Genomic DNA, 21113 nt, shown 5'->3' with positions numbered 1-21113 from the left:
CGCGTCAGACCGCGCACATGCCGCCGTCGATCACGAGTTCGGCGGCCGTCACGAAGCGGCTCTCGTCGGAGGCGAGATACACGGCCGCGTGCGCGACGTCGTCCGGCTCGCCGAGCCGGCGCAGCGGAATGCCGCGCGCGAGCTTGCGCGTCGCGTCGCGTTCGCCGAGCGACTGGAACAGCGGCTCGACGATCCCCGTGCGGATGAATGCCGGGTGAATCGAATTGCAGCGCACGTCGATCTCGCGGCGCGCGCAGTCGATCGCGACCGACTTCGTCAGCGACGCGACCGCGGCCTTCGACGCGTTGTACGCGGTGAAATCCGGCTCGACCTTGAACGCGGCGACCGACGAGATGTTGATGATCGACGCGGGATGGCTTTCGGCCAGATACGACAGCGCGTGCTTGCAGCCGAGCACGATGCTCTCGACGTTGATCGCCATCACGCGCCGCCATTCGTCCAGCTCGATCTGCGCGGGCGAGCCGATCGAGCCGACGCCCGCGTTGTTGACGAGCACCGACAGCCCGCCCATAGCGTCGACCGCCTGCGCGAGCAGCGCCTGCCAGCGTGCTTCGTCGCGCACGTCCTGCGTCGCGGAGAACGCGACCGGCGTCGCGTGGCCCGCGTTGAGTTCCTGCGCGAATGCGTCGAGCACCGCGGCTTCCGCGATGTCGGTCACGAACACGCGCGCGCCCTGCTCGACCATCCGGCGCGCGATCGCGCGGCCGAGGCCGCCCGCGGCGCCCGTGATGTATGCGCACTTGCCGGCAAGGCGCGAAGAAACGACTGTCATGTGACCTGCTCCTGTCGTGAATCGTCGTCGCGGAACGCTGCCGCGACGGGTGGACCGTGCCTGTCCCGGCCGACGCGGGCCGGTTGACCGTGCCTCGACATCACGAGGCGCCGCACGGTTTCCGCGAGTATATCCAGATGAACCTGACGCGCGCCGGGTCGCCTGCCCCGATTGAACGACAGCCAGCGTACGCGAATGCCGCCAATCGATGAAATGAATAATCGTTATGCCCGGTCATAGACACGGTTCATGACATTCATGTGCCGGCACGCATTCACGGGCCGCCCGCACGCGCGAGTCTTGTGACCGGCCGGTTCGTTGATTCAGGGAATGACGAGGCGCGGCGTTCCGTGCCGACGCGAAAGCGGTCGGGAAGATGAACGGTGCGGAATCGTGTAACCGCCGGACGAATGCCGGCAGCAGGAAGGCGGCGCCGGGGCGCCGCGACCGGCTACCGTCAGAATCCGTCGCCCGACGGCGCGCGCACGAACGCGCAGAGTTGCGGCGAGTGGGTGTCGATCATCTGCTGGAACGGCGCACGATGCCCGTACGCGATGCCCGACACGAGCAGCAGGCAGGCGGCCGCGACGCGCGGCGAGAATGCCCGCTGCCGCGCGCTGTCGTAGCCGCGCAGGAACACCAGCGCGACCAGCGCGCCGAGCATCCAGCCGACGATCACTTCCGGAACGGTGTGCGAATGATCGAATACGCGCGCGACGGCCGTGACCGCGCCGACGGCCAGCCCGGCCGCGATGCCGCGCGCCTTGCCCGGCCGGAACGCCTGCCAGAGCATCGACAGCGCGACGGTCCACACAGCCGTCGACAGCATCGTATGGCCGCTGATCACGCGGAAATCGAATTGCGGCAACTCGATGCCGCACCCGGCATAGAGAATCTTGGTGGCGCCGACGAGGCCCATGCCGCCGGCAAGCAGCACGACCCAGCGGACGGCGAGGCGCCAGTCGGTCAGCGCGAACCACGCCGCGCAGGTCAGCGCGATCGGCAAGGTCAGCGCGGCATCGCCGATGTTGCTGATTTCACTCCACATAACGGACTTCGGACGACGATCGAAAGGCCGCAGTTTACCGCATGCGCGCCGCGCGCCTGTGTCAGCCTGTGACAGGCTGTATCAGCCCGCGACACCGGTAATCAGAAGCAGGTTCGTGCCGGTGATGACGACGAACAGCGCCCACGCGGCGATCTGCATCCCGCGCCCGATCGTGTGCTCGCCCATCGTGTTGCGATCGCTGACCGAGCGGATCAGCGGCCACATCGCGAACGGCAGTTGCAGGCTCAGCAGTACCTGGCTCCACACGAGCAGTTGCCCGACCGAGCCGTCGCCGAGCCACAGCACGCCGATCAGTGCCGGCACGAGCGCGAGCCCGCGCGTGATCAGCCGGCGCTGATAGCACGGGATCTTCGTATGCAGGAAGCCGTCCATGATCACCTGGCCGGCGATCGTGCCGGTCAGTGTCGAGCTCTGTCCCGACGCGAGCAGCGCGATGCCGAACAGCAGCGCGGCCGCGCCGCCCGCGATCGGCGTAATCAGTTTGTAGGCCTGCTCGATGTCGGTCACGTTGTGCTGGCCCGTTGCGTGGAACGCCGCGCCCGCGACGACCAGGATCGCCGCGTTGACGAGCATCGCGACGAACAGCGACACGAAGGTATCGATGCGCACCAGCGCGAGCGTGTCGCGGATCACCCCGCGCGCGCCGCCGACCACGTGCCGCGTCTGCACGACCGACGAATGCAGGTACAGGTTGTGCGGCATGATCGTCGCGCCGACGATGCCGAGCGCGAGCACGATCGCGTCCTTGCGGTCGTGGCCCGGATCGCCCGGCACCAGCCCGCCGACCACCGCGTGCCAGTCGGGCGGCGTGATCGCGACCTGCGCGACGAAGCAGAACGCCATCGTCGCGATCAGCGCGAGCACGATCGCCTCGATCTGCCGGAACCCCTTGCCCTGCAGGCCGAGCACGATCACCGTGTCGAGCGCGGTCAGCACGATCCCCCACGCGAGCGGCACGCCGAGCAGCAGCTTGAACGCGAGCGCGCAGCCGAGCACTTCCGCGATGTCGCACGCGATGATCGACACTTCGGCGGTCACCCACTGCACGATGCGGCCGAACCGGCCGTAGCGGTCGTAGCTGGCCTGCGCGAGATCCCTGCCGGCGACGAGGCCGAGCCGCGCCGCGAGCATCTGCAGGAAGATCGCCGCGAGGCTCGAGAACGCGACGACCCACAGCAGCGAATAGCCGAACTGCGAGCCGGCCTGGATGTCGGTCGCCCAGTTGCCGGGATCCATGTAGCCGATCGCGACCAGCAGGCCGGGGCCGAAGAAGCGCTTGAGCTTCTGCCAGCGCGGCGCGCCGGCATCGATCGTGATGCTGCCCTTGACTTCCGACGGGCAGAAAGGGGCGGTGGCGGTAGTGGGAAGGAAGGACATGGAAACCGGGGCTCGAGATCGTGACAGGACGATTCTACGGGTATCCGCCCGATTTTCTCCCGCGTGGCGTCTCACGCGGCGCGATGCCCCTCGGTGCCGTCGCCGGCCGCCTCGCCCGCATCGGCCGGCCCCACGCCACGGGTGAGGATCCTTTCGCGCTCGGTGACGCGGAATTCGGTCGGCGACATCAGCATGCGCTGGCGAAACAGCTTCGCGAGCCGCTCGCCGCTGCCGAAGCCGGTGCGGCGCGCGACCTTATCTGCTGGCAGCGTCGTGTGGACCAGCATGTGGCATGCGCGCTCGAGCCGCACGTGCTGGACGAACTCGGTCGGCGTCACGCCGATTTCCTTCTTGAAGCGCCGCAGGAAGTTGCGCTCGCTCATCGCGGCGGCCTGGGCCGCGTTCGCGATCGAGATGCGGTTCACGCTCTGCGCGCGCAGCCGCTGCGCCGACATCCGGATCGACGGGCTCGCGCTCAGCTCGCGAAAGGCCCACATCGACTGCGTATAGCGCTGCTCGACCGGCCGCAGCAGGTTGCTGGCGATCTCCTGCGCGGCGATGTCGCCGAACTCGACGCGGAACATGTCGAGCACGGCGGCGAACACGTCGGATTCGCCGGCCTGCAGTTCGACCGTCGTGGTGCCCCGTCGCGCGCCCCGGCCGGGCTGCCCTTCGATCACCGCCGACGGACGCTGCATGGCCGCGAGCGTGGGCAGGTCCATCCCGTCGACGATCCAGCGCGCATGATGGCGAATGTCCGAGAGGCGACGCCGCAGTGCGTCGTCCCAGTTGACGGCCGCGCGGTCGCCGTGAAGATGAAAGAACGCGAGCGCGCGGCGGCCGTGCTCGTCGCCGAGCGGCTCCGCCGCAATGCTCACGCCGGATGACGACTGCACCAGCCCCCCGCTTTCGGATACGTACTTCAGCTGGTAGTCAGCACTGTATGCGTGCAGGCGATTCGCCAGGTTGAAAGCCTCGCCAAGACGCGCGGCCTGGGCCAACGAAAATCCCGTACTCAAATAGAAAACGACCCATCTCTGATCTGCTGCATCCACTGGCCAAGCCCCCGACTTTTTCGACTTCTCTAATACCGTCGAACTGTCAGGCTTATATTTGGTTTGAATGCGTGCGACAGGACGGCTATCCCGAAATATGAAGCGACGGCATCTTAGCCGAACGGGTCGCGCCTTTGGCGCGAAATGGCCGACATGGACAGCATGATGGCGGATTACTACAGGCTGTCACGGTTTGCTGGCGGCCCTATATGGAATTGCCCGGGCCGATATCGCCCATTATTGCGATTGTGTACGTCGCAATTCGCGCATTTCATTGCGACTTATTGCGTCGGATATCCGGATAAATGCACAACCGAATATCGGCTCGAACGATATCGATTCGTATCCGATGCCATCGATCGCCACGCAGGAAAAACCGCCGTATCCGTAGCCTGCGCATCCTTTAGAATCGGTCCACCCTTCACCACGCCACCCGCGCCCCGTGCCCGCCGATCACCGTCTCGACCTGAACCTGTTTCGCGTGCTCGACGCCGTCTACGCGCATGGCGGCATCGGCGCGGCCGCCCGCGCGCTGCACCTCACGCAGCCGGCCGTCACGCATGCGCTCAACCGGCTGCGCGCGCATTTCGACGATCCGCTGTTCGTGCGGCAGGGCAACCGCGTCGTCGCAACCGAACGCACGCGGTCGATCATCGCGGACGTGCAGTTGCACCTGACGGGCCTGCAAGGCACCGCGCGCGCACCGTCGGCATTCGATCCCGCGACGCTCGACCTGAGCATCGCAGTCGGCATTCGCGACGTGCTCGAATCGATCGCGCTGCCGCGGATCGTCGCCGCGTTCGCCGATGAAGCGCCGGGCCTGCGGCTCGTGAGCCGCCGCATCGCGGTGGCCGACATCGAGCGCGAACTCGCATCGGGCAATCTCGATCTCGCCGTCGATCGCCGCGTGCCGACCGGCCCGCGCATCGCCACCGAACACCTGCTCGACGATTCGCTCGTCGTCGCGCTGCGCGGCGATCATCCGCTCGCGCGCGAACCGCTGCGGCGCGCCGACTATTTCGCGGCGCAGCATGTCTCGGTGTCGTCGCTCGGCGAGCCGCAATCGCTCGACGTGCTGCTCGGCAACGACGGCCGCTTCCGCGATATCCGGCTCACCTGCCAGCACTATTTCGCCGCGTGCCAGATCGCCGCGACCGGCAACCTGCTGGTCACGCTGCCGCATACCTATGCGTTGCGGATGGCCGCGCTGCTGCCGATCGTCGTGCGGCCGCTGCCGTTGCGGCTCAAGCCGTTCCCGCTCCTCGCGTACTGGCACGAATCGCGCGATGCCGATCGCGCGCACCAGTGGGTGCGCGAGCGCATCGCCGCGCTCGTGCGCAGCAGCGCCGGCGCCGCCGACGCATAGCGCGCGGCGCACGCCTTCACGATCGGGACGGTATGCTGACGGCTGCGCGCCGTCACGCGGCGCCCGCTTCCCTGTTTCCTCTTCCCGCTGACCGGAGAATACCCATGTCGCTCATCCATGCCGCTGCCGTCCTCGACGCCGATGCGCCCGATTACGTCGTCCAGCTGCAGGCCGGCACGCACGCGTTGACCGGCGACGAAGCGCCCCGCGAAGGCGGCCAGGATCGCGGGCCGGCGCCGTACGAGTTCGTGCTGGCCGGCCTCGCGCAATGCACGGCCGCGACGCTGCGCATGTATATGCAGCGCAAGACGTGGCCGGCCACGCGCATCGACGTGCGCACCGAGCTGCACGCCGATCGCGACGGCACGCAATACGTGCGCCGCGTCGTGACGCTCGACGGCCCGCTCGATGAAGCGCAACGCCAGCGCCTCGCCGAAATCTGCGAGAAAACGCCGGTCACGCAGTTCATCAAGCGCGGCACGCGGATCGACACGACGTTGAACTGACACGCCACGCACGACAGCACACGGCACACGATCGCCGCGCAAAAAAGAAACGGGGGGCCGCGCACGATGCGCGGCCCCCCGTTTCGTCGAACCGTCAGGCGCTTACAGGCCGAGCGCGGACAGGTCGAGCTTGCCGTCCTTCAGCGGCGGGCACCAGAAATACGCGCCCGTCAGCGGCCGCGTGAAGCGGAACAGGCCGTCGACGATCCCGTCTTCCGCGCCGCTCATCCGGCGCATCTGCACGTCGAACGCGCGGAACGAGCAGCCGAATGCGACGAAGTAGAGGCCCGCACGACGCGCGTCCGACCACGGCGACGAACGGCGCAGCATGAACGCCTCGGGCTCGAAGCTTTCCTGCGCGGTGCGCTTCACGTGCGCGAACTCGGGCGCGTCGTCGAGTTCTTCGTTGTCCGAGCGGCGGCGCCCGACGATGTTGTCCATGTCGCCCGACGGGATGCGCTCCATCTGGTCGAAGTCGTGCAGCCATTGCTGGACCGCGACGAAGCTCGCCCCGTCGAGCCCCGCGCCCTGCCCCGTCACGATCGCAGCGGCCACCGCCTCGTCGCCTTCCGGGTTTTCCGTGCCGTCCTCGTAGCCGGACAGGTCGCGATCGTTCGAATAGCGGAAACCGTCGACCGCATCCTGCAGCGCAAACGCCGGCGCCAGCGCGCGTTCGATCGCCCGTGCACGCAGCACGATCTCGCCGCGATCGTCGCCGCGCAGCCAGACCCACACGTCGGCCGGCGTCGCCGGCAGCGTGCGGTCCTTCACCGCGAACGCCGGGAATTCGGTCAGGCCCGGCACCGGGCGCCCGAGGTACGCCGCCAGCGCATGCCCGAACCCGACGACCGTGTCGCGTCCGTCGACGATCTCGCGCAGCGCGGCCAGCGCCGCTGCCACATTGCCGTCATTCGACATCGTGAAAGTGAGGTATCGGGCCGCCGAATCGATCGGGGCCAGGATGCCTTGCTGAACGTCGCTCATCGTTTCCTCAGGAATGTATCGTGGTGAATCTGCGCGGGCCGCGGCGGCATGCGCCGCAGACGCCGAAGTGTAATCGACGCGCGTGCCGGGCCTTGCGCTGCCGCACTGGGGAAAGGCCGCAAAAGAAGGGCCGAAACCCTGAATACTAACGTATCGACGCTGCAACGCCGCATTCGTCAGACGTTGCGGCGCGCCCTTCACTGCTGATAGAATCTTTTCACGTCTTTTCGGCGTCTTTTCAACCGTTCACTTCAGGGGAGGTGCAGATGTTCCGAATGCCAGCAACCTTCCCGAACGTGGTCCCACGGCTCAGCTGATCCAGCCCGCCGTCCGCGCCGGCTCCCGAGTTTTCCGCTAACCCGTCAGCCGCGCCGTTTCCCGACAGCCCGTTTCGTTTTCCGCCCGCGATTTTCGCGCGGCCCGGCTGTTGCGTTTTCGATGTTCTCCGAACCGGAAAGTCCCGTCGCGCGATGCGCCGGGCAACGATAAATGACCAGAAAAACCTCCCATCTGGGCGGCCAGGCATTCCAGGCCGTCTTCGGCTTCACCTTCCGCTACTGGCGCAAGCAGCCGGGTCGCACCGCCCTGGTCGCGAGCCTCGCACTGCTCGCCGCGCTCGCCGACGTGCTCACGCCGCTGTTCGCGGGCCGCCTCGTCGACGCGCTGTCGACCGGCCTGACCGATCGCGCCGCCGCGTGGCATGCAGCCCTCGTCGCGTTCGGCACGCTCGCCGCGCTCGGCCTCGGCGCGACGGTGCTGCGGCAAGGCGTCTACCTGAACATCATCACGCTCACGTTGAAGATGATGAGCGAGATCGCGGCTGCGTCGTTCCATCGCGTGCAGCGCTTCTCGACCGACTGGCACGCGAACAGCTTCGCGGGCTCGACCGTGCGCAAGATCACGCGCGGGATCTGGGCGCTCGACCTGCTGAACGACACCGTGCTGATCGCGCTGCTGCCGTCGGTCACGATGCTCGTCGGCGCCACCGTGCTGCTCGGCACGCACTGGCCCGTGATGGGGCTCGTCGTCGGCGCGGGTTCGCTGCTGTACATCACGGTGACGGTAGCCGTGTCGCTCGGCATCGTCGCGCCGGCCGCGCGGCTCGGCAACCTGTGGGACACGCGCATGGGCGGCGCGCTCGCCGATGCCGTGAGCTGCAACGCGGTCGTCAAGGCGTTCGGCGCGGAAACGCGCGAGGAAGCGCGGCTCGCGCGCGTGATCGGCAAGTGGCGGCAACGCACGCGCCGCACGTGGGTGCGCGGCACGCTCAACGGCGGGTTGCAGGGCGCGATGCTCGTCGCGATGCAGGCCGCGATGATCGGCGTCGCGCTGCGGCTGTGGGTGAACGACGAGGCGAGCGTCGGCGACATCGCGTTCGCGCTGACGATGTTCTTCATGCTGCAGGGCTACCTGCGCGACGTCGGCATGCACATCCGCAACCTGCAGCGCTCCGTGAACGACATGGAAGAACTCGTCGCGCTCGAACGCCAGCCGCTCGGCATCGACGATCGCCCCGGCGCGCCGGCGATCCGGATCGAACAAGGCGAGATCCGCTTCGAGCACGTGACGTTCCGCTACGACAACCATCCGGTGCCGCTGTACGACGATTTCTCGATGCGGATCGCGCCGGGCGAGCGCGTCGGCCTCGTCGGCCACTCGGGGTCGGGCAAGACGTCGTTCATCAAGCTGATCCAGCGCCTGTACGACGTGTCGGGCGGCCGCATCACGATCGACGGCCAGGACATCGCGCAGGTTCGGCAGGATTCGCTGCGCAGCCAGATCGCGATCGTCCAGCAGGAGCCCGTGCTGTTTCACCGCACGCTCGCGGAGAACATCGCGTATGCGCGCCCCGATGCGAGCCGGGCCGACATCGAGCGCGCCGCGCGGCTCGCCAGCGCGCACGACTTCATCGCCACGCTGCCGGACGGCTATGACACGCTCGTCGGCGAGCGCGGGATCAAGCTGTCGGGCGGTGAACGCCAGCGGGTCGCGATTGCACGCGCGTTCCTCGCCGATGCGCCGATCCTGATCCTCGACGAAGCCACGTCGAGCCTCGACAGCGAAAGCGAGCTGCTGATCCAGCAGGCGATGGAGCGGCTGATGGTCGGCCGCACGACGCTCGTGGTCGCGCACCGGCTGTCGACCGTGCGCGCGCTCGACCGGCTGCTGGTGCTCGATCGCGGCAAGGTGATCGAGGAAGGCAGCCACGACGCGCTGATCCGGATCGACGGCGGGGTATATCGCCGGCTGTTCGAGCGGCAGGCGCTGGAACTGGCGAAGGGGCTCGCCGATTCGCCGCGGCGCACGGCGGACGACGACGCCGGGCCGCTCGGCGAGCCGGCCGAGGCGTGACGCGAGCGTGTCGCGGCACGCGCCGACGGTGCGGTCATCACCGCCGGCGCGCGTCGATAAACGGATCCGGATCGCGGCCGTGCCAGGTGCACGGCCTTTTTTTCGCCTGCGCCTCACGCCTGCCGCCCCGCCGCCGCGCGCCACGACGTGCCCTTTTCCGGTATCCCTTATCATGTCGACCAGGAAATTTGCGACTAGGGATCGACCATGTTTACAGGAATTGTCCAGGGCGTTGCCACCATCAAGCGCATCGCCGATCACGGGGAACTGAGAACCTTCAGTATCGAATTCCCGGAGCACTTTACGGACGATATCGAGATCGGCGCCAGCGTGTCGGTCGACGGCGTCTGTCTGACGGTAACGACCATCCATTCGCCGGAGCTGATCGACTTCGACGTGATGCTGCCAAGCCTGCGGATCACCACGCTGGCCGATCTCACGACGGGCGCACACATCAACGTGGAACGGGCCGCCAAGGACGGTGCGGAGATCGGCGGACATCCGCTGTCGGGCCACGTGGATTTCACGGGGACCATCCGGCACATCGCGATGTCCGAACACAACCGGATGGTGCGCATCGGCGTGCCGGAGGCGTTCAAGCGGTATGTGTTCGCGAAGGGCTATATCGCGATCAACGGCTGCAGCCTGACGGTGTCCGACGTCAACCGCGACGAAGGCTGGTTCGATGTCTGGCTGATTCCCGAAACGCGCCGCGCGACGACCTTCGATGCGAAGGGCGTCAACGACACGGTCAACATCGAGATCGAGCGCAGCACGCAGGTGGTCGTCGATACGATCCGGGAAGCGGTCAAGGAGACGCTCGGCGAACTGAACGGTGTCGTCACCGCGTTGCTGGCGGAAAAAGGCATCGATATCGAGGAACTGCTGGCGCGGAACGTCGCGCGGCTGCCGAAGGCGTAACGGCAACGGACGCCACTTGCCCCGGTGATCCTCGGGATTACCGGGCGTCGGCTTCCGTCGCGATGCGCCCGGTCGGCCACCCCGCACACCGACTTCAATCCACCTCCACCCGCGCACCCTTCCCCACCGCCACCCGCTGCGCGCGATAGATCCCCGCGTGCCCTGAAAACAGATACGCAACCACGCACGCGACGATCGCGTACACGCCGATATCCGCGCCGAACAGCTCGATCGCCATGATCGTCGACGCGATCGGCGTATTGGCCGCGCCTGCGAACACCGCGACGAACCCGAGCCCCGCGAGCACGGGCACCGGCAGCGCCAGCACCTGGCCGAGCGCGTTGCCGAGCGTCGCGCCGATGTAGAACAGCGGCGTCACTTCGCCGCCCTTGAACCCCGACGCGAGCGTGACGACGGTGAACGCGAACTTGCCCGCGAAATCGTAGAGCGGCAGCGGGCCATGAAACGCGGCCTCGATCGTCGGGATGCCGAGGCCGAGATACTGCGGCACGTTCAGCGCGGTGGCGGCCGCGGCGACCAGCAGGCCGCCGAGCACCGGCTGCAGCGGCGCATAGCGGACGACTTTGCGGAACCACGCGGTCAGCGCATGCGTCGCGAACGCGAACAACCGCCCGACCACGCCGAACGCGATGCCCGCGACGACCGTCACGGCCAGCCCCGTCGCCGACACGGCCGGCACGAACGGAATCGCATAGGCCGTATGGTGCACGCCCCACGCGCGGCAGACGACGTCCGCGACGATCGCGGAGGCAACGCAGGTCAGCAGCGCGTCGTACCGCACGCGCCCGATCGCGAGCACCTCGAGCCCGAACACGGCGCCCGCGAGCGGCGTGCCGAACACCGATGCGAAACCGGCCGCGATGCCGCCCATCAGCAGCACGCGGCGATGCTCCCGATCGAGACGGAACACGTGCGTGACGCGATCGGCGAGCGCGCCGCCCATCTGCACGGCAGTACCCTCGCGCCCGGCCGAACCGCCGAACAGGTGCGTGACGACGGTCGCGACGAGCACGAGCGGCGCCATCCGTTTCGGCACGAGCGCCTTCGGGTCGTGAATCTCGTCGATCAGCAGGTTGTTGCCGCGCGCGACGGACTGGCCGAAGCGATGGTAGATCCAGCCGGTCGCGAAACCGGCGGCCGGCAGCCCCCACAGCAGCCACGGATGCGCGACGCGCGTGCCGGTCGCCCAGTCGAGCGCGATCAGGAACAGGGCGGAAGCCGTGCCGGCCAGCGTGCCGAGCAGGGCCGAGAGCGCGAGCCAGCGGCATACATAGCGCACGGTCGCGAGAAGATCGGCAGAAGTCGTGAAAAACATGATTTCCAGATTCGACGGAACATCAAAACCTGGGCGGCAGAAACCCGCATGGACGGCCTGCGACCTCCTGACGACCCAGGAACACGCAGGCATCATCAGCCGGGCTGACCGGCGGTTGAGGGCCGCACCGTGCGCAACGCGCCGACTACGACCGCAGGGAGGCATGCCATCTCCGCTGGCCGCCATTGTACGCGACGCCCCGCGCCGCCCGCAATGCGGCCACGGCACGGCGCCGCGCGCCCCAGCGCGCCGTCAGTCGCGCAGCGGACGCGTGATGCGCGAGATCAGCTGGGGCGCGATCCGCTCGAGCGGCAGGATCGCCGACGCCGCGCCGATCGCCGCGGCCGCCTTCGGCATCCCGTAGACGGCGCTGGTCGCCTCGTCCTGCGCGATCGTGTAGCAGCCTTTCGCGCGCATCGCCTTCAGGCCGAGCGCGCCGTCGCGCCCCATGCCCGTCAGCAGCACGCCGAACGCCTCGCCCTGCCAGCCGTCGGCGACGCTGTTGAAGAACACGTCGATCGACGGCCGGTACGGCGTCTCGACCGGATGCCGCGTATAGCCGAGCACGCCGCGCGGCGACAGGGTCAGGTGATCGTTGGTCGCCGCGAGCAGCACCTCGCCGGCCTGCGGCACGCTGCCCTGCCGCGCGACGCGCACCGGCAGCCGCGTATAGCCGTCGAGCCACTCGGCCATCCCCAGCGCGAACGCCTGGTCGACGTGCTGGACGATCACGATCGCCGCCGGAAAATCACCCGGCAGCGCCCGCAACAACGCAGTCAGCGCGGTCGGCCCGCCTGCGGACGCGCCGATCGCGACGAGCGTCGGCTGGCCGCGCTCGGGCGCCGGCCCCGGCGGCACGAGCGCCGCGGTGCGGCTTTCGAGCAGCCGGCCGATCTGGTCGATCTTCGCGAGCAGCGCCTGCGGCGACGCATCCGTCGACAGCCCGAGCGCGAGCGTCGGCGTGTCGACCGCATCGAGCGCACCGGCGCCCATCGCCTCGTACACCGACGATGTATTCGCGCTGACGCTCGCCGTCACGATCAGGATCGCGCACGGCGCGCGCGCCATGATCTGGCGCGTCGCGGCCACGCCGTCGACCTTCGGCATCACGAGATCCATCAGCACGACATCGGGCGGATGCGCGACGCAGAAATCCACCGCCTCGTCGCCGTCGGTCGCGACCCACAGCACGCGGTGGTCCGTGCGCAGCGCGATCACGCGGCGCAGTGCCTCCACGGCCAGCGGCAAGTCGTTGACGATGCCGATGTTCATCCCCGCGCGTCTCCGATCAGGTCGTGCACGGCGTCGAGCAACGCCTCGTCGTGGAAGCTGCTCTTCGCGAGGTAGTAGTCGGCGCCCGCATCGAGCCCGCGACGGCGATCCTCGTCGCGATCCTTGTACGACACGATCATCACCGGCAGGCGCTTGAGCATCGGATCGCCCTTGATCAGCGTGACGAGCTCGATGCCGTCCATGCGCGGCATGTCGACGTCCGTGACGACGAGATCGAACGCATCGCTGCGCACCGCGTTCCAGCCTTCCATCCCGTCGACCGCGACCGTCACGTCGTAGCCGCGCTTTTCCAGCAGCTTGCGTTCGAGCTCGCGCACCGTCAGCGAATCGTCGACGACGAGCACGCGGCGGCGCCGGTCGGCGAGCGAGAGCTGCGGATCACGCGTGAGCCGCGCGAGCTGCCCGCCGCGCACGAGCTTGTCGACCGAGCGGATCAGGTCCTCGACGTCGACGATCAGCACCGGGTCGCCGTTCTCGAGCAGCGCGCCGGCCGCGATGTTCTGGATCTTGTGCAGGCGGCTGTCGAGCGGCTGCACGACGAGCATCCGCTCGCCGAGGAAGCGGTCGACCGCGACGCCGTACAACTCCGGCTCCGCGCCGACGACCACGACCGCCGTGCTGGTGCGCCCGACGTCGGGCTCGCCCGCATCGAGCAACTGGTGCGCGGCGACGAGGCCCGCGCGCCGGCCGTCGAACGGGAAATGCGGCTGCCCTTCGAGCACGTCGATATCGTCGTGCGCGAGCTCCAGCGTGCGGCGCACGTGCGCGAGCGGAAATGCATACGGCTCGCCGCCCACTTCGACGAGCAGGCTGCGGATCACCGACAGCGTGAGCGGCAACTGCAGCACGAAGCGCATGCCCGCGCCCGGTTCGTTGAAGATCCGCACCGCGCCGCGCACGCCACGCACCATCTCCTGCACCGCGTCGAGGCCCACGCCGCGGCCCGACACGTCGGTCACCGCATCGCGCATCGAGAAGCCCGGCAGCAGCAGGAATTCGAGCAGTTCCGGATCGGACAGCCGCGCGGCCGTCTCGTCGTCGGTCAGGCGCTGGCGCACGACGGCCGCGCGCAGCGCGTCCATGTCGACACCGGGCCCGTCGTCGATCACGCTGACCAGCAGCGAGCCGGCGCTGTGGCGCGCCTCCAGCGTCACGCTCGCCTCGGCCGGCTTGCCGCGCGCTCGCCGCGCCTCCGGCGAATCGACGCCGTGGTCGATCGCGTTGCGCAGCAGGTGGCCGAGCGGCGCGTCGAGCAGGTCGAGGATGTCGCGGTCGACCTGCGTGCCCTCGCCGACGATCGAGAAGCGCACCTGCTTGCCGAGCGAGCGCGCGAGATCGCGGACGATGCGCGGGTATGCGCGCGTCGCGTCGCCGAACGGCCGCATCCGGCACTGCAGCGCCTCGTCGTACAGCTGCTCGGCGATATGCGTGCTGCGCCGCTCGAAGCGGTCGAATTCGTCCATGCGCTCGGCGAGCGAACGCTGCAGGTCGTTGAGCATGTGCCGCACTTCGTTCATCGACGCGAGCATGCCCGCGTCGAGATCGTCGGCAAATTGTTCGTACATCAAATCGAGCGACCGGGCCGCGTCGCGCTGGGCGCGCTTCACGCGCAGCATCGATTCGGCGAACGGCTTGAGCCAGCGCGATTCGACCAGCGATTCGCCGGACAGGCTCAGCAGCCGGTTCAGCGTGTCCGCACGCACGCGGCGCATCGCGCCGGCGCCGGCCACGCGGCCGGCCTGGGCCGGATCGGGCACCCCGCCCGATACCGCAAGCGGCGGCACCGCGGCGCTCGCCCCGACGGGTTCGTTCGCGGCGCCGTCGTGCTCCCGATACGGGACGATCGACGGCGGCACCGGCGGCGGGACCGCGGCCGCCGCCTGCATCGTCTGCGCGCCGTCGGCGCCGGTCAGCGCCGCCGCGAACACGTCGATCTCCGTCTGCGTGACGGGCTGCCCTTGCGGATCGCCGACGCGCACCAGCAGATCGACGCCCGCCAGCAGCACGTCGACGTGCGTGGCCGTCAGCGCGATCGTGCCGGCCTGCGCGGCGACGAAGCACTCTTCCATCCGCCCCGCGATGTCGACGCCGAGCGGCACGCCGACGATGCGCGCGGCGCCTTTCAGCGAGTGCGCGGCGCGCATGCACGCCTCGAGCGCGACGGAATCGGGTTCACCCGATTCGAGCGCGAGCAGCCGCTCGGACAGCGCCTGGGTCTGCGTGCGCGTCTCCTCGCGATACAGCTCGAGCAGCGACAGGTGGCTCAGGTCGTCATCGCCGCTCATCGCATGCTCCGTGTGACTGCATCGAACAGGCGGTCGTCGTCGAGCAGGCCCACCGACTTGCCGCGCCACGACAGCACGCCGCGCGACAGGCCGGCGCTCGCGCGCCCGACCGTCGCCGGCACGGGCACCCAGTCGGAGGCGCCGAAGCGCAGCACGCCCTCGACTTCGTCGACCGGAAACACGACCGGCTCGCCCTGGTGCGCCGCCACCAGCAGCCGCGTGAAGCGGTCGTCGTCACCGTCGTTGCGGCCCTTGCCGCCCTTGCCGGCATCGAGGCCGAGCAGCGCGCCGATCGAGATCGCGATGCGCAGCGTGCCACGGATGTTGACCACGCCGCGCACGGCCGAATTGCGCCGATGCGGCAGCGAATGGATCGGGCGCGTGCCGGCGATTTCGCGCAGCACGCCGATCGGCAGCGCGAGCCATTCGTCGGCTACACGGAACGCCAGCGCCGCATGGTGCGCATCGGCGTCGGCGTCGTGCAGGTGCGGCGCGCCGGGCGCGCTCATCCGGCGCGTGGTGTCGGCCATCTCGGCGCCGTCGAGCGGACGCTCGAGCAGCTTCGCCGCGTGATATGCATACACCGAACAGTTCAGGCAGCGCAGGCAGTCGTTCAGCCGCTCGCACGTGCGGTCGCCGCGCGTGCCGATCCGGTTCCAGCAATCGTCGACGTCGATCGTCGTCTCGTCAAAGGCAGCGGCGGCGCGGTTCATGGAATCCTCTGGTCATCACGGTGTCGGTCCCCAACCCATGGTCTTGTCAGCCGGCCGAGCGCCGTGCGCGCTCGAGCAGCCATTGCGCGCCCGCACGATCGCCGCCGACGTCGAGCAGCGTCGCGAGATGGGTCAGCGCTTCGTGGTGCGTGGGCCGCAGGTACAGCGCCTTCCGGTAGAAGTCGCCGGCTTCGGCGGCGCGGCCGCGCGCATCCGCGATCAACCCGTTCAGGTAGAACGCATCGGCATGCGGCCCGACGCGCGCCGAGAACTGCGCGAGCACGCGCTCGGCCTCGTCGAACGCGCCGGCATTCGCCAGCGCCTGTGCCTCTTCCAGCGTCGGCGCGGGTCGCTCCGCCACCGGTGCGAGCGACCCGGCCGCTTCGGCCGATTCGGCCGCCGTCGCCGGCAGGTCGCCCCGTGCGTCGAGCGCGGCCGCGTGCGTGGCCGGCGGCGGCGCCGCGAACGGCTGGCGTGTGTCGTCGAGCCTGGCCGGCGGCGCGACCGCCAGCACCGAGCGCGTCGCCGCGAGCGGTGCAACCGTGAAACGCTCCGCGCGCCGGTACGGCGCTGCCGCCGCCAGCGGTGCCGCCTGCCGGGCCGCGAATACGTCGGGCGCCGCGGCGGCGGCCTCGCGATGAAACGCGAACGCCAGCGGCACGCGCGCCGAGCGCATCCCGTGCCGCATCGCGACGCCCGTTTCGGCCGGCCCGACGAACAGCGTGCCGTCGTCGGCCAGGCGCTCGTCGAGCGAGCGGATCACGCGATCCTGCGCGTCGCGATCGAAGTAGATCAGCACGTTGCGGCAGAACACGAAATCGTAGCGAATGCCGGTATCCACGGCCGGTTCCACGAGGTTCGCCTGACTGAACTGCACGCATGCGCGCACGCGCTCGTCGAGCAGCCAGCCGTCACGGGTCGGCGTGAAGTACCGCGCGCGAAACTCCGTCGCGGTGCCGCGGAACGCATTGCGCCCGTAGCAGCCGAGCCGCGCCTGCTCGATCGCGCGCGCGCTGAGGTCGATCGCGTCGATCGTGAAGCTGGCCGGGTCGAGCCCGGCGTCGAGCAGCGCCATCGCCGCCGAATACGGCTCCTCGCCCGTCGAGCACGGCGCGCTCAGCACGCGGATCACGCGGCCGGGCAGCGCGGCGAGCCGCTCCGTCGCGAGCCGCGCGAGCGTCGCGAAGGCCTCGCGGTCGCGGAAGAACCAGGTTTCGGGCACGACGAACAGCTCGATCAGCGCACGCCGCTCGTCGGCCGACGCGTTGAGCTGCTGCCAGTAGGCGTCGAGCGCGTCCTGCGTCACGGGCGGCCGCGCCGCCGACAGCAGGCGCTCGCCGTCCGCCTGCAGCGCGTGCACGCGTTCCGTCAGCGCGCGGGTCAGGAAATCGTTGCCGAGCGAATCGGGGTCGATGCCGGTCTCGCGCAGCAGCCAGCCGCGAAATCGCGATTCGGACTCTTTCATGCGGACTCTCCCCCGTGGCCCGGCAGGCCGTCGAACAGATACAGGCGCGCGACGTCGTCGACCAGGTCGGACACCGATACCTGCTGCACGACGCCATCGGGCGTATTCGCGACGGGCCCGAGCCAGCGCGTGCGCGCGGTCGAGATGCCGCTCGACCGGAACGCCGCGCGGTCGATCCGCATCGTCTGCGTCGCACGCTCGACGATCAGCCCGATCGTGCGCTCGCCGCCCGCTTCGTCCGCGCGGTAGCGGACCATCACGAGCCGCGTCGAGCGCAGCGCATGCGCGCGGCGCCCGAGCGCCAGCATCGGCACGTCGATCACCGGCACCGGCTGGCCGCCGCGCATCAGCAGCCCGGCGATCCATTCGGGTGCGCCGGGCACGGCCTTCGTGACCGCGAGCGGCAGCACCTCGTCGATGCCGGCTGCGTCGAGCGCATAGCGTTCGCCGTCGAGCTCGAACATCAGGAACAGCGCGTGGGCGCCGTTCTGCGGGTCGGCGCGCGTCACGCGTCGACCTTGAAGCGCGACACGCTGGTGCGCAACTGGTTCGCCACGAGCGTCAGGTCGTCGATCGCCTGCGACGACTGGCGCAGCGACTCGGCCGTCTGCTGCGCGGCCTCCGACAGCTGCGACAGCGCCTGCGTGATCTGCTCGGCGCCGTTCGCCTGCGTCTGCATCCCTTCGTTGACCATCTGGAAGCGCGGCGCGAGCGTCTGCACCTCGGCGATGATCTGCGACAACTGCCCGCCGACCTGCTGCACGTCGAGCATCCCGCGGCGCACTTCCTCGGAGAACTTGTCCATCCCCATCACGCCCGCCGACACCGCCGACTGGATTTCCTTCACCGTCTGCTCGATGTCGTAGGTCGCCACCGCCGTCTGGTCGGCGAGGCGGCGGATCTCGGTCGCGACGACCGCGAAGCCGCGGCCGTATTCGCCGGCCTTCTCGGCCTCGATCGCCGCATTCAGCGACAGCAGGTTGGTCTGGTCGGCCACCTTGGTGATCGTCGCGACCACCTGGTTGATGTTCAGCGCCTTCTCGTTGAGGATCGCGAGCTTCGCGTTCACCGAACCGGCCGCGTCCATCACGCTGCGCATCGTCTCGCCCATCCGCGTGAGCCCGCTCTGGCTCACGCCCGCGAGCGTCGCCGACTGCTCGGCCACGCCGGCCACCTCGTTCATCGTGCGCAGCAGGTCGCGCGACGTCGCGAAGATCTCGCGCGAGGTCGCGCCGATCTCGGTCGTCGTCGCCGCGGTTTCGTTCGCGGTCGCCTGCTGTTCGCGCGACGTCGCCGCGATCTCGGCCACCGACGTCGTCACCTGCAGCGACGATTGCTGCGCGCGGGCGACAAGCTCGGTCAGCTCGTCGGCCATCCGGTTGAAGCCCGTCTCGAGCGTGCCGAATTCGTCGCGGCGGCGCAGGTCGAGGCGGCGCGTGAGGTTGCCGGTGCGCATCACGTCGTGCACCTCGACGAGCCGCGCCATCGGAACCGTGACCGAACGGTACAGCAGGTAGCCGAGCCCGAGCGCGGACAGCAGCATGATCGTCAGCGCGCCGACGAGCACGACTTCCGTGTCCTGCACGGATTCGCGGATCACCCTCGCGGACTGGTCCGCGAACTTGCGATTCTCCTGGACCATGATGTTCGCGTCCTGCACGACCTCGGCCCACCCCGGCAACACCTTCGCGTAGGCGGCGATCGCTTCGTCGCGCGAGCCGCGGTGCTTCTGTACCGCATCCGTCAACAGCGGCAGGTAGCGATCGTATGCGCCGCGAAACGTCGCAAATCGCGCGCGGTCGTCGTCGCGGAAGATCGACGCCTGGTAGTCGACCGACAGCGCTTCGACCTGCTTCGTCGCATCCGAGATCTTCGCGAGATCGCGCTGCACGGCATCGGGATCGGTCTCGACGAACGTCGCCTGCTGCAGCATGACGAACGTTTCGTTGACCGCCGCGCGCAGCGACGACGCGAGATAGACGCCGGGTAGCGAGTCGCGCTCGATGCTGACGGCTTCGCTGTTGATCGCACGCAGTCGCTCGTAGGAGACGCCGGCTGTCACCAGCATCAGCACGAACAGCACGCCGAAGCTGAGCAGGATGCGATTGCCGAGCGTCAGCCGGGCAGCGCCGATCGTCGGATGCAGGCTTTCATTGGTCGCGCGGGGCGTCACGGTGGCCATGTTCGTTATGGGCTTTATAAAATCAGCGTTAAAAAAAACCACACCCGCCTGCGCGCCGGACGGCGCGCCACGAGCACATCAGGGTCTGCGCGCAGCGCGGCGCCGGCAGGCCGCGCCGCGAAATCACCGCTCCGCTTGCGCCGGCAGCCGAAGCGCGACCATGAAGCCGCGCGCCGTATTGCGCATCAGGATCTGGCCGCGATGCCGCGCCGCCGTCGCGCGGACGAACGCGAGCCCGAGGCCGAAGCCGCCGCGCGCCGCGCCATGCGCGGATTCGAGCTGCACGAACGACTCGGTCGCGGCCGTGCGCTGCTCCGGCGCGATTCCCGCTCCGGTGTCCTCGACACCGATCAGCCAGGCGCCGTCCTCGCTGCCCAGTGTGCAGTGCACGTCCGTGCCCGCCGGGCCGTACTTCAGCCCGTTGTCGATCAGGTTCGCGACCGCGCGCGTCAGCATCATGCGGTCGCCCATCGTCACGCATTCGGTATCGGGCACGTGCGCGGCAACCCGGCTGCCGAGCCCGGCCGCCTTCTCCCACAGTTGGTCGACGGCGTCGAGCACGATCTCGTTGAGACTCACGACCTCGTGCGCACGGCGCTCGGACTGCGCGCGGGTCAGGTGGATGAAGCCGTCAGCCAGCGCGAGCGCGCGCCGCGCATGGCCGGCAATACGCTCCATGATCGCCGGCATTTCGCCGTGCTCGCTCCGGTAGACTTCGAGCAGCGCCAGGATCGACGTCTGCGGCGAACGCATGTCGTGCGACAGGAAATCGAGCGCCTCGTCGCGCTGCCGGGACATCAGGTAGGAGTTCGAGTGATAGCGGATGCGGGCGGCCAGCTCCATCGCGTCGGGGAGCTTCACCAGATAGTCGTTCGCGCCGGCGATGAACGCCTCGCGCTTGACGATCGGCTCCTCCTTCGCGGACAGCACGATGATCGGCACGCGAGCGGTGCCGGCGTCCGCACGCCACGCACGGACCAGATCGAGGCCGTCGATCTCCGGCATCACGAGATCCTGCAGGATGACGGTCGGCTTCACGTCGCGCGCGACCGCCATCGCCCGGTGCGCGTCGGTGCACACGTGCAGGTCGATGTCATGTTCGCTGCGCAGCGCGCGGCGGATTACTTCGCCGACGAACGGTTGATCGTCGACGAGAAGGACCGATAACCCCGATTCAAGACAATCCGAGGCATTATCACCGCTCGATTCTTTCATAAATACAGTTTCAAACGCCGATTCTCCAATCGATTCTTTCATAGGAGTTGTTTATCAGACTTGGACGCTATCCTATTTCAGCGGTTGAAAACCCCGCCTGATTCCGCCGAATTGGCCTGTCGGCACCGCCTTGCAGGGTTTCGGACGCCGATTTTCTCCCCGCCGGCGGCCGTATTACCTCCGCATCCTTTCTCTCAATAA

Annotated in this window: 16 protein-coding genes, 1 pseudogene and 1 riboswitch; of the genes and pseudogenes, 4 read left to right on the top strand and 13 right to left on the bottom strand. The window is 68.8% G+C overall.

What is annotated here, in order from left to right:
- Positions 1 to 4: 4 nt before the first annotated feature.
- The 4 genes and pseudogenes from FFS49_RS25075 to FFS49_RS25060 all read right to left on the bottom strand — a co-directional run.
- Complete coding sequence (locus tag FFS49_RS25075; protein ID WP_105818942.1) at positions 5 to 793, bottom strand: SDR family oxidoreductase; 789 nt, start codon at positions 791 to 793, stop codon at positions 5 to 7.
- A 457-nt stretch (positions 794 to 1250) separates the two neighbouring features.
- Positions 1251 to 1841 (bottom strand): phosphatase PAP2 family protein, encoded by a 591-nt coding sequence (locus FFS49_RS25070; RefSeq protein ID WP_105818943.1) that lies wholly within the window; start codon positions 1839 to 1841, stop codon positions 1251 to 1253.
- A gap of 81 nt (positions 1842 to 1922) precedes the next feature.
- Positions 1923 to 3239, bottom strand: coding sequence for an Nramp family divalent metal transporter (locus FFS49_RS25065; protein ID WP_105818944.1), 1317 nt, complete (start codon positions 3237 to 3239; stop codon positions 1923 to 1925).
- Positions 3191 to 4240: pseudogene (locus FFS49_RS25060) on the bottom strand (helix-turn-helix domain-containing protein); the annotation flags it as partial. The pseudogene FFS49_RS25060 and the gene FFS49_RS25065, both read right to left, overlap by 49 nt.
- Positions 4241 to 4736: 496 nt before the next feature.
- Between FFS49_RS25060 and FFS49_RS25055 the strand changes: the two are divergent.
- Together FFS49_RS25055 and FFS49_RS25050 are read left to right on the top strand one after the other, a co-directional pair.
- Complete coding sequence (locus FFS49_RS25055; protein WP_105818946.1) at positions 4737 to 5660, top strand: LysR family transcriptional regulator; 924 nt, start codon at positions 4737 to 4739, stop codon at positions 5658 to 5660.
- Between the two features lie 104 nt (positions 5661 to 5764).
- Positions 5765 to 6166: an OsmC family protein gene (locus tag FFS49_RS25050; protein WP_011355890.1), complete on the top strand. Its 402-nt coding sequence runs from the start codon at positions 5765 to 5767 to the stop codon at positions 6164 to 6166.
- Between the two features lie 102 nt (positions 6167 to 6268).
- Here the strand turns inward: FFS49_RS25050 and FFS49_RS25045 are convergent, their stop codons facing one another.
- Positions 6269 to 7150, bottom strand: coding sequence for a Dyp-type peroxidase (locus FFS49_RS25045; protein ID WP_039345353.1), 882 nt, complete (start codon positions 7148 to 7150; stop codon positions 6269 to 6271).
- A 489-nt stretch (positions 7151 to 7639) separates the two neighbouring features.
- Between FFS49_RS25045 and FFS49_RS25035 the strand changes: the two genes are divergently transcribed.
- Both FFS49_RS25035 and FFS49_RS25030 read left to right on the top strand, forming a co-directional pair.
- A complete protein-coding gene (locus tag FFS49_RS25035; protein WP_105818947.1) occupies positions 7640 to 9502 on the top strand; it encodes an ABC transporter ATP-binding protein in 1863 nt (620 codons plus the stop codon).
- A 207-nt stretch (positions 9503 to 9709) separates the two neighbouring features.
- Positions 9710 to 10423, top strand: a complete 714-nt coding sequence (locus tag FFS49_RS25030) for a riboflavin synthase (RefSeq protein ID WP_071332972.1) — start codon at positions 9710 to 9712, stop codon at positions 10421 to 10423.
- A 94-nt stretch (positions 10424 to 10517) separates the two neighbouring features.
- On the opposite strand, the gene FFS49_RS25025 is transcribed toward FFS49_RS25030, so the two are convergent.
- The 8 genes from FFS49_RS25025 to FFS49_RS24985 form a co-directional block, all read right to left on the bottom strand.
- Positions 10518 to 11759 (bottom strand): voltage-gated chloride channel family protein, encoded by a 1242-nt coding sequence (locus FFS49_RS25025; protein WP_105818948.1) that lies wholly within the window; start codon positions 11757 to 11759, stop codon positions 10518 to 10520.
- Between the two features lie 79 nt (positions 11760 to 11838).
- A riboswitch (Fluoride riboswitch) is annotated at positions 11839 to 11942 on the bottom strand.
- Positions 11943 to 12011: 69 nt separating this feature from the next.
- A complete protein-coding gene (locus FFS49_RS25020; RefSeq protein WP_039345366.1) occupies positions 12012 to 13031 on the bottom strand; it encodes a chemotaxis response regulator protein-glutamate methylesterase in 1020 nt (339 codons plus the stop codon).
- Positions 13028 to 15337 carry a hybrid sensor histidine kinase/response regulator gene (locus tag FFS49_RS25015; RefSeq protein WP_046196676.1) on the bottom strand — a complete coding sequence of 770 codons (2310 nt, stop codon included), beginning with the start codon at positions 15335 to 15337 and terminating at the stop codon, positions 13028 to 13030. Before FFS49_RS25015 ends, FFS49_RS25020 begins: the two co-directional genes overlap by 4 nt.
- The gene (locus tag FFS49_RS25010; protein WP_071332975.1) at positions 15334 to 16050 is read right to left on the bottom strand and encodes a chemotaxis protein CheW; all 717 of its coding nucleotides are present in this window, start codon (positions 16048 to 16050) and stop codon (positions 15334 to 15336) included. The genes FFS49_RS25015 and FFS49_RS25010 overlap by 4 nt, the downstream gene beginning before the upstream one ends.
- 46 nt (positions 16051 to 16096) lie before the next feature.
- The gene (locus FFS49_RS25005; protein WP_105818949.1) at positions 16097 to 17515 is read right to left on the bottom strand and encodes a CheR family methyltransferase; all 1419 of its coding nucleotides are present in this window, start codon (positions 17513 to 17515) and stop codon (positions 16097 to 16099) included.
- Positions 17512 to 18024: a chemotaxis protein CheW gene (locus tag FFS49_RS25000; protein ID WP_046549451.1), complete on the bottom strand. Its 513-nt coding sequence runs from the start codon at positions 18022 to 18024 to the stop codon at positions 17512 to 17514. The genes FFS49_RS25005 and FFS49_RS25000 overlap by 4 nt, the downstream gene beginning before the upstream one ends.
- Complete coding sequence (locus tag FFS49_RS24995) at positions 18021 to 19697, bottom strand: methyl-accepting chemotaxis protein (protein ID WP_039344740.1); 1677 nt, start codon at positions 19695 to 19697, stop codon at positions 18021 to 18023. Before FFS49_RS24995 ends, FFS49_RS25000 begins: the two co-directional genes overlap by 4 nt.
- Before the next feature lie 123 nt (positions 19698 to 19820).
- On the bottom strand, positions 19821 to 20954 hold the full coding sequence (locus tag FFS49_RS24985; RefSeq protein WP_039344741.1) for a hybrid sensor histidine kinase/response regulator: 1134 nt from the start codon (positions 20952 to 20954) through the stop codon (positions 19821 to 19823).
- Positions 20955 to 21113 lie beyond the last annotated feature (159 nt).

It is taken from the genome of Burkholderia sp. 4NA327C6, assembly GCF_005502655.1.
In the GTDB taxonomy this organism is placed as follows: domain Bacteria; phylum Pseudomonadota; class Gammaproteobacteria; order Burkholderiales; family Burkholderiaceae; genus Burkholderia; species Burkholderia contaminans.
This window is presented reverse-complemented; position numbering and strand designations above follow the sequence as displayed.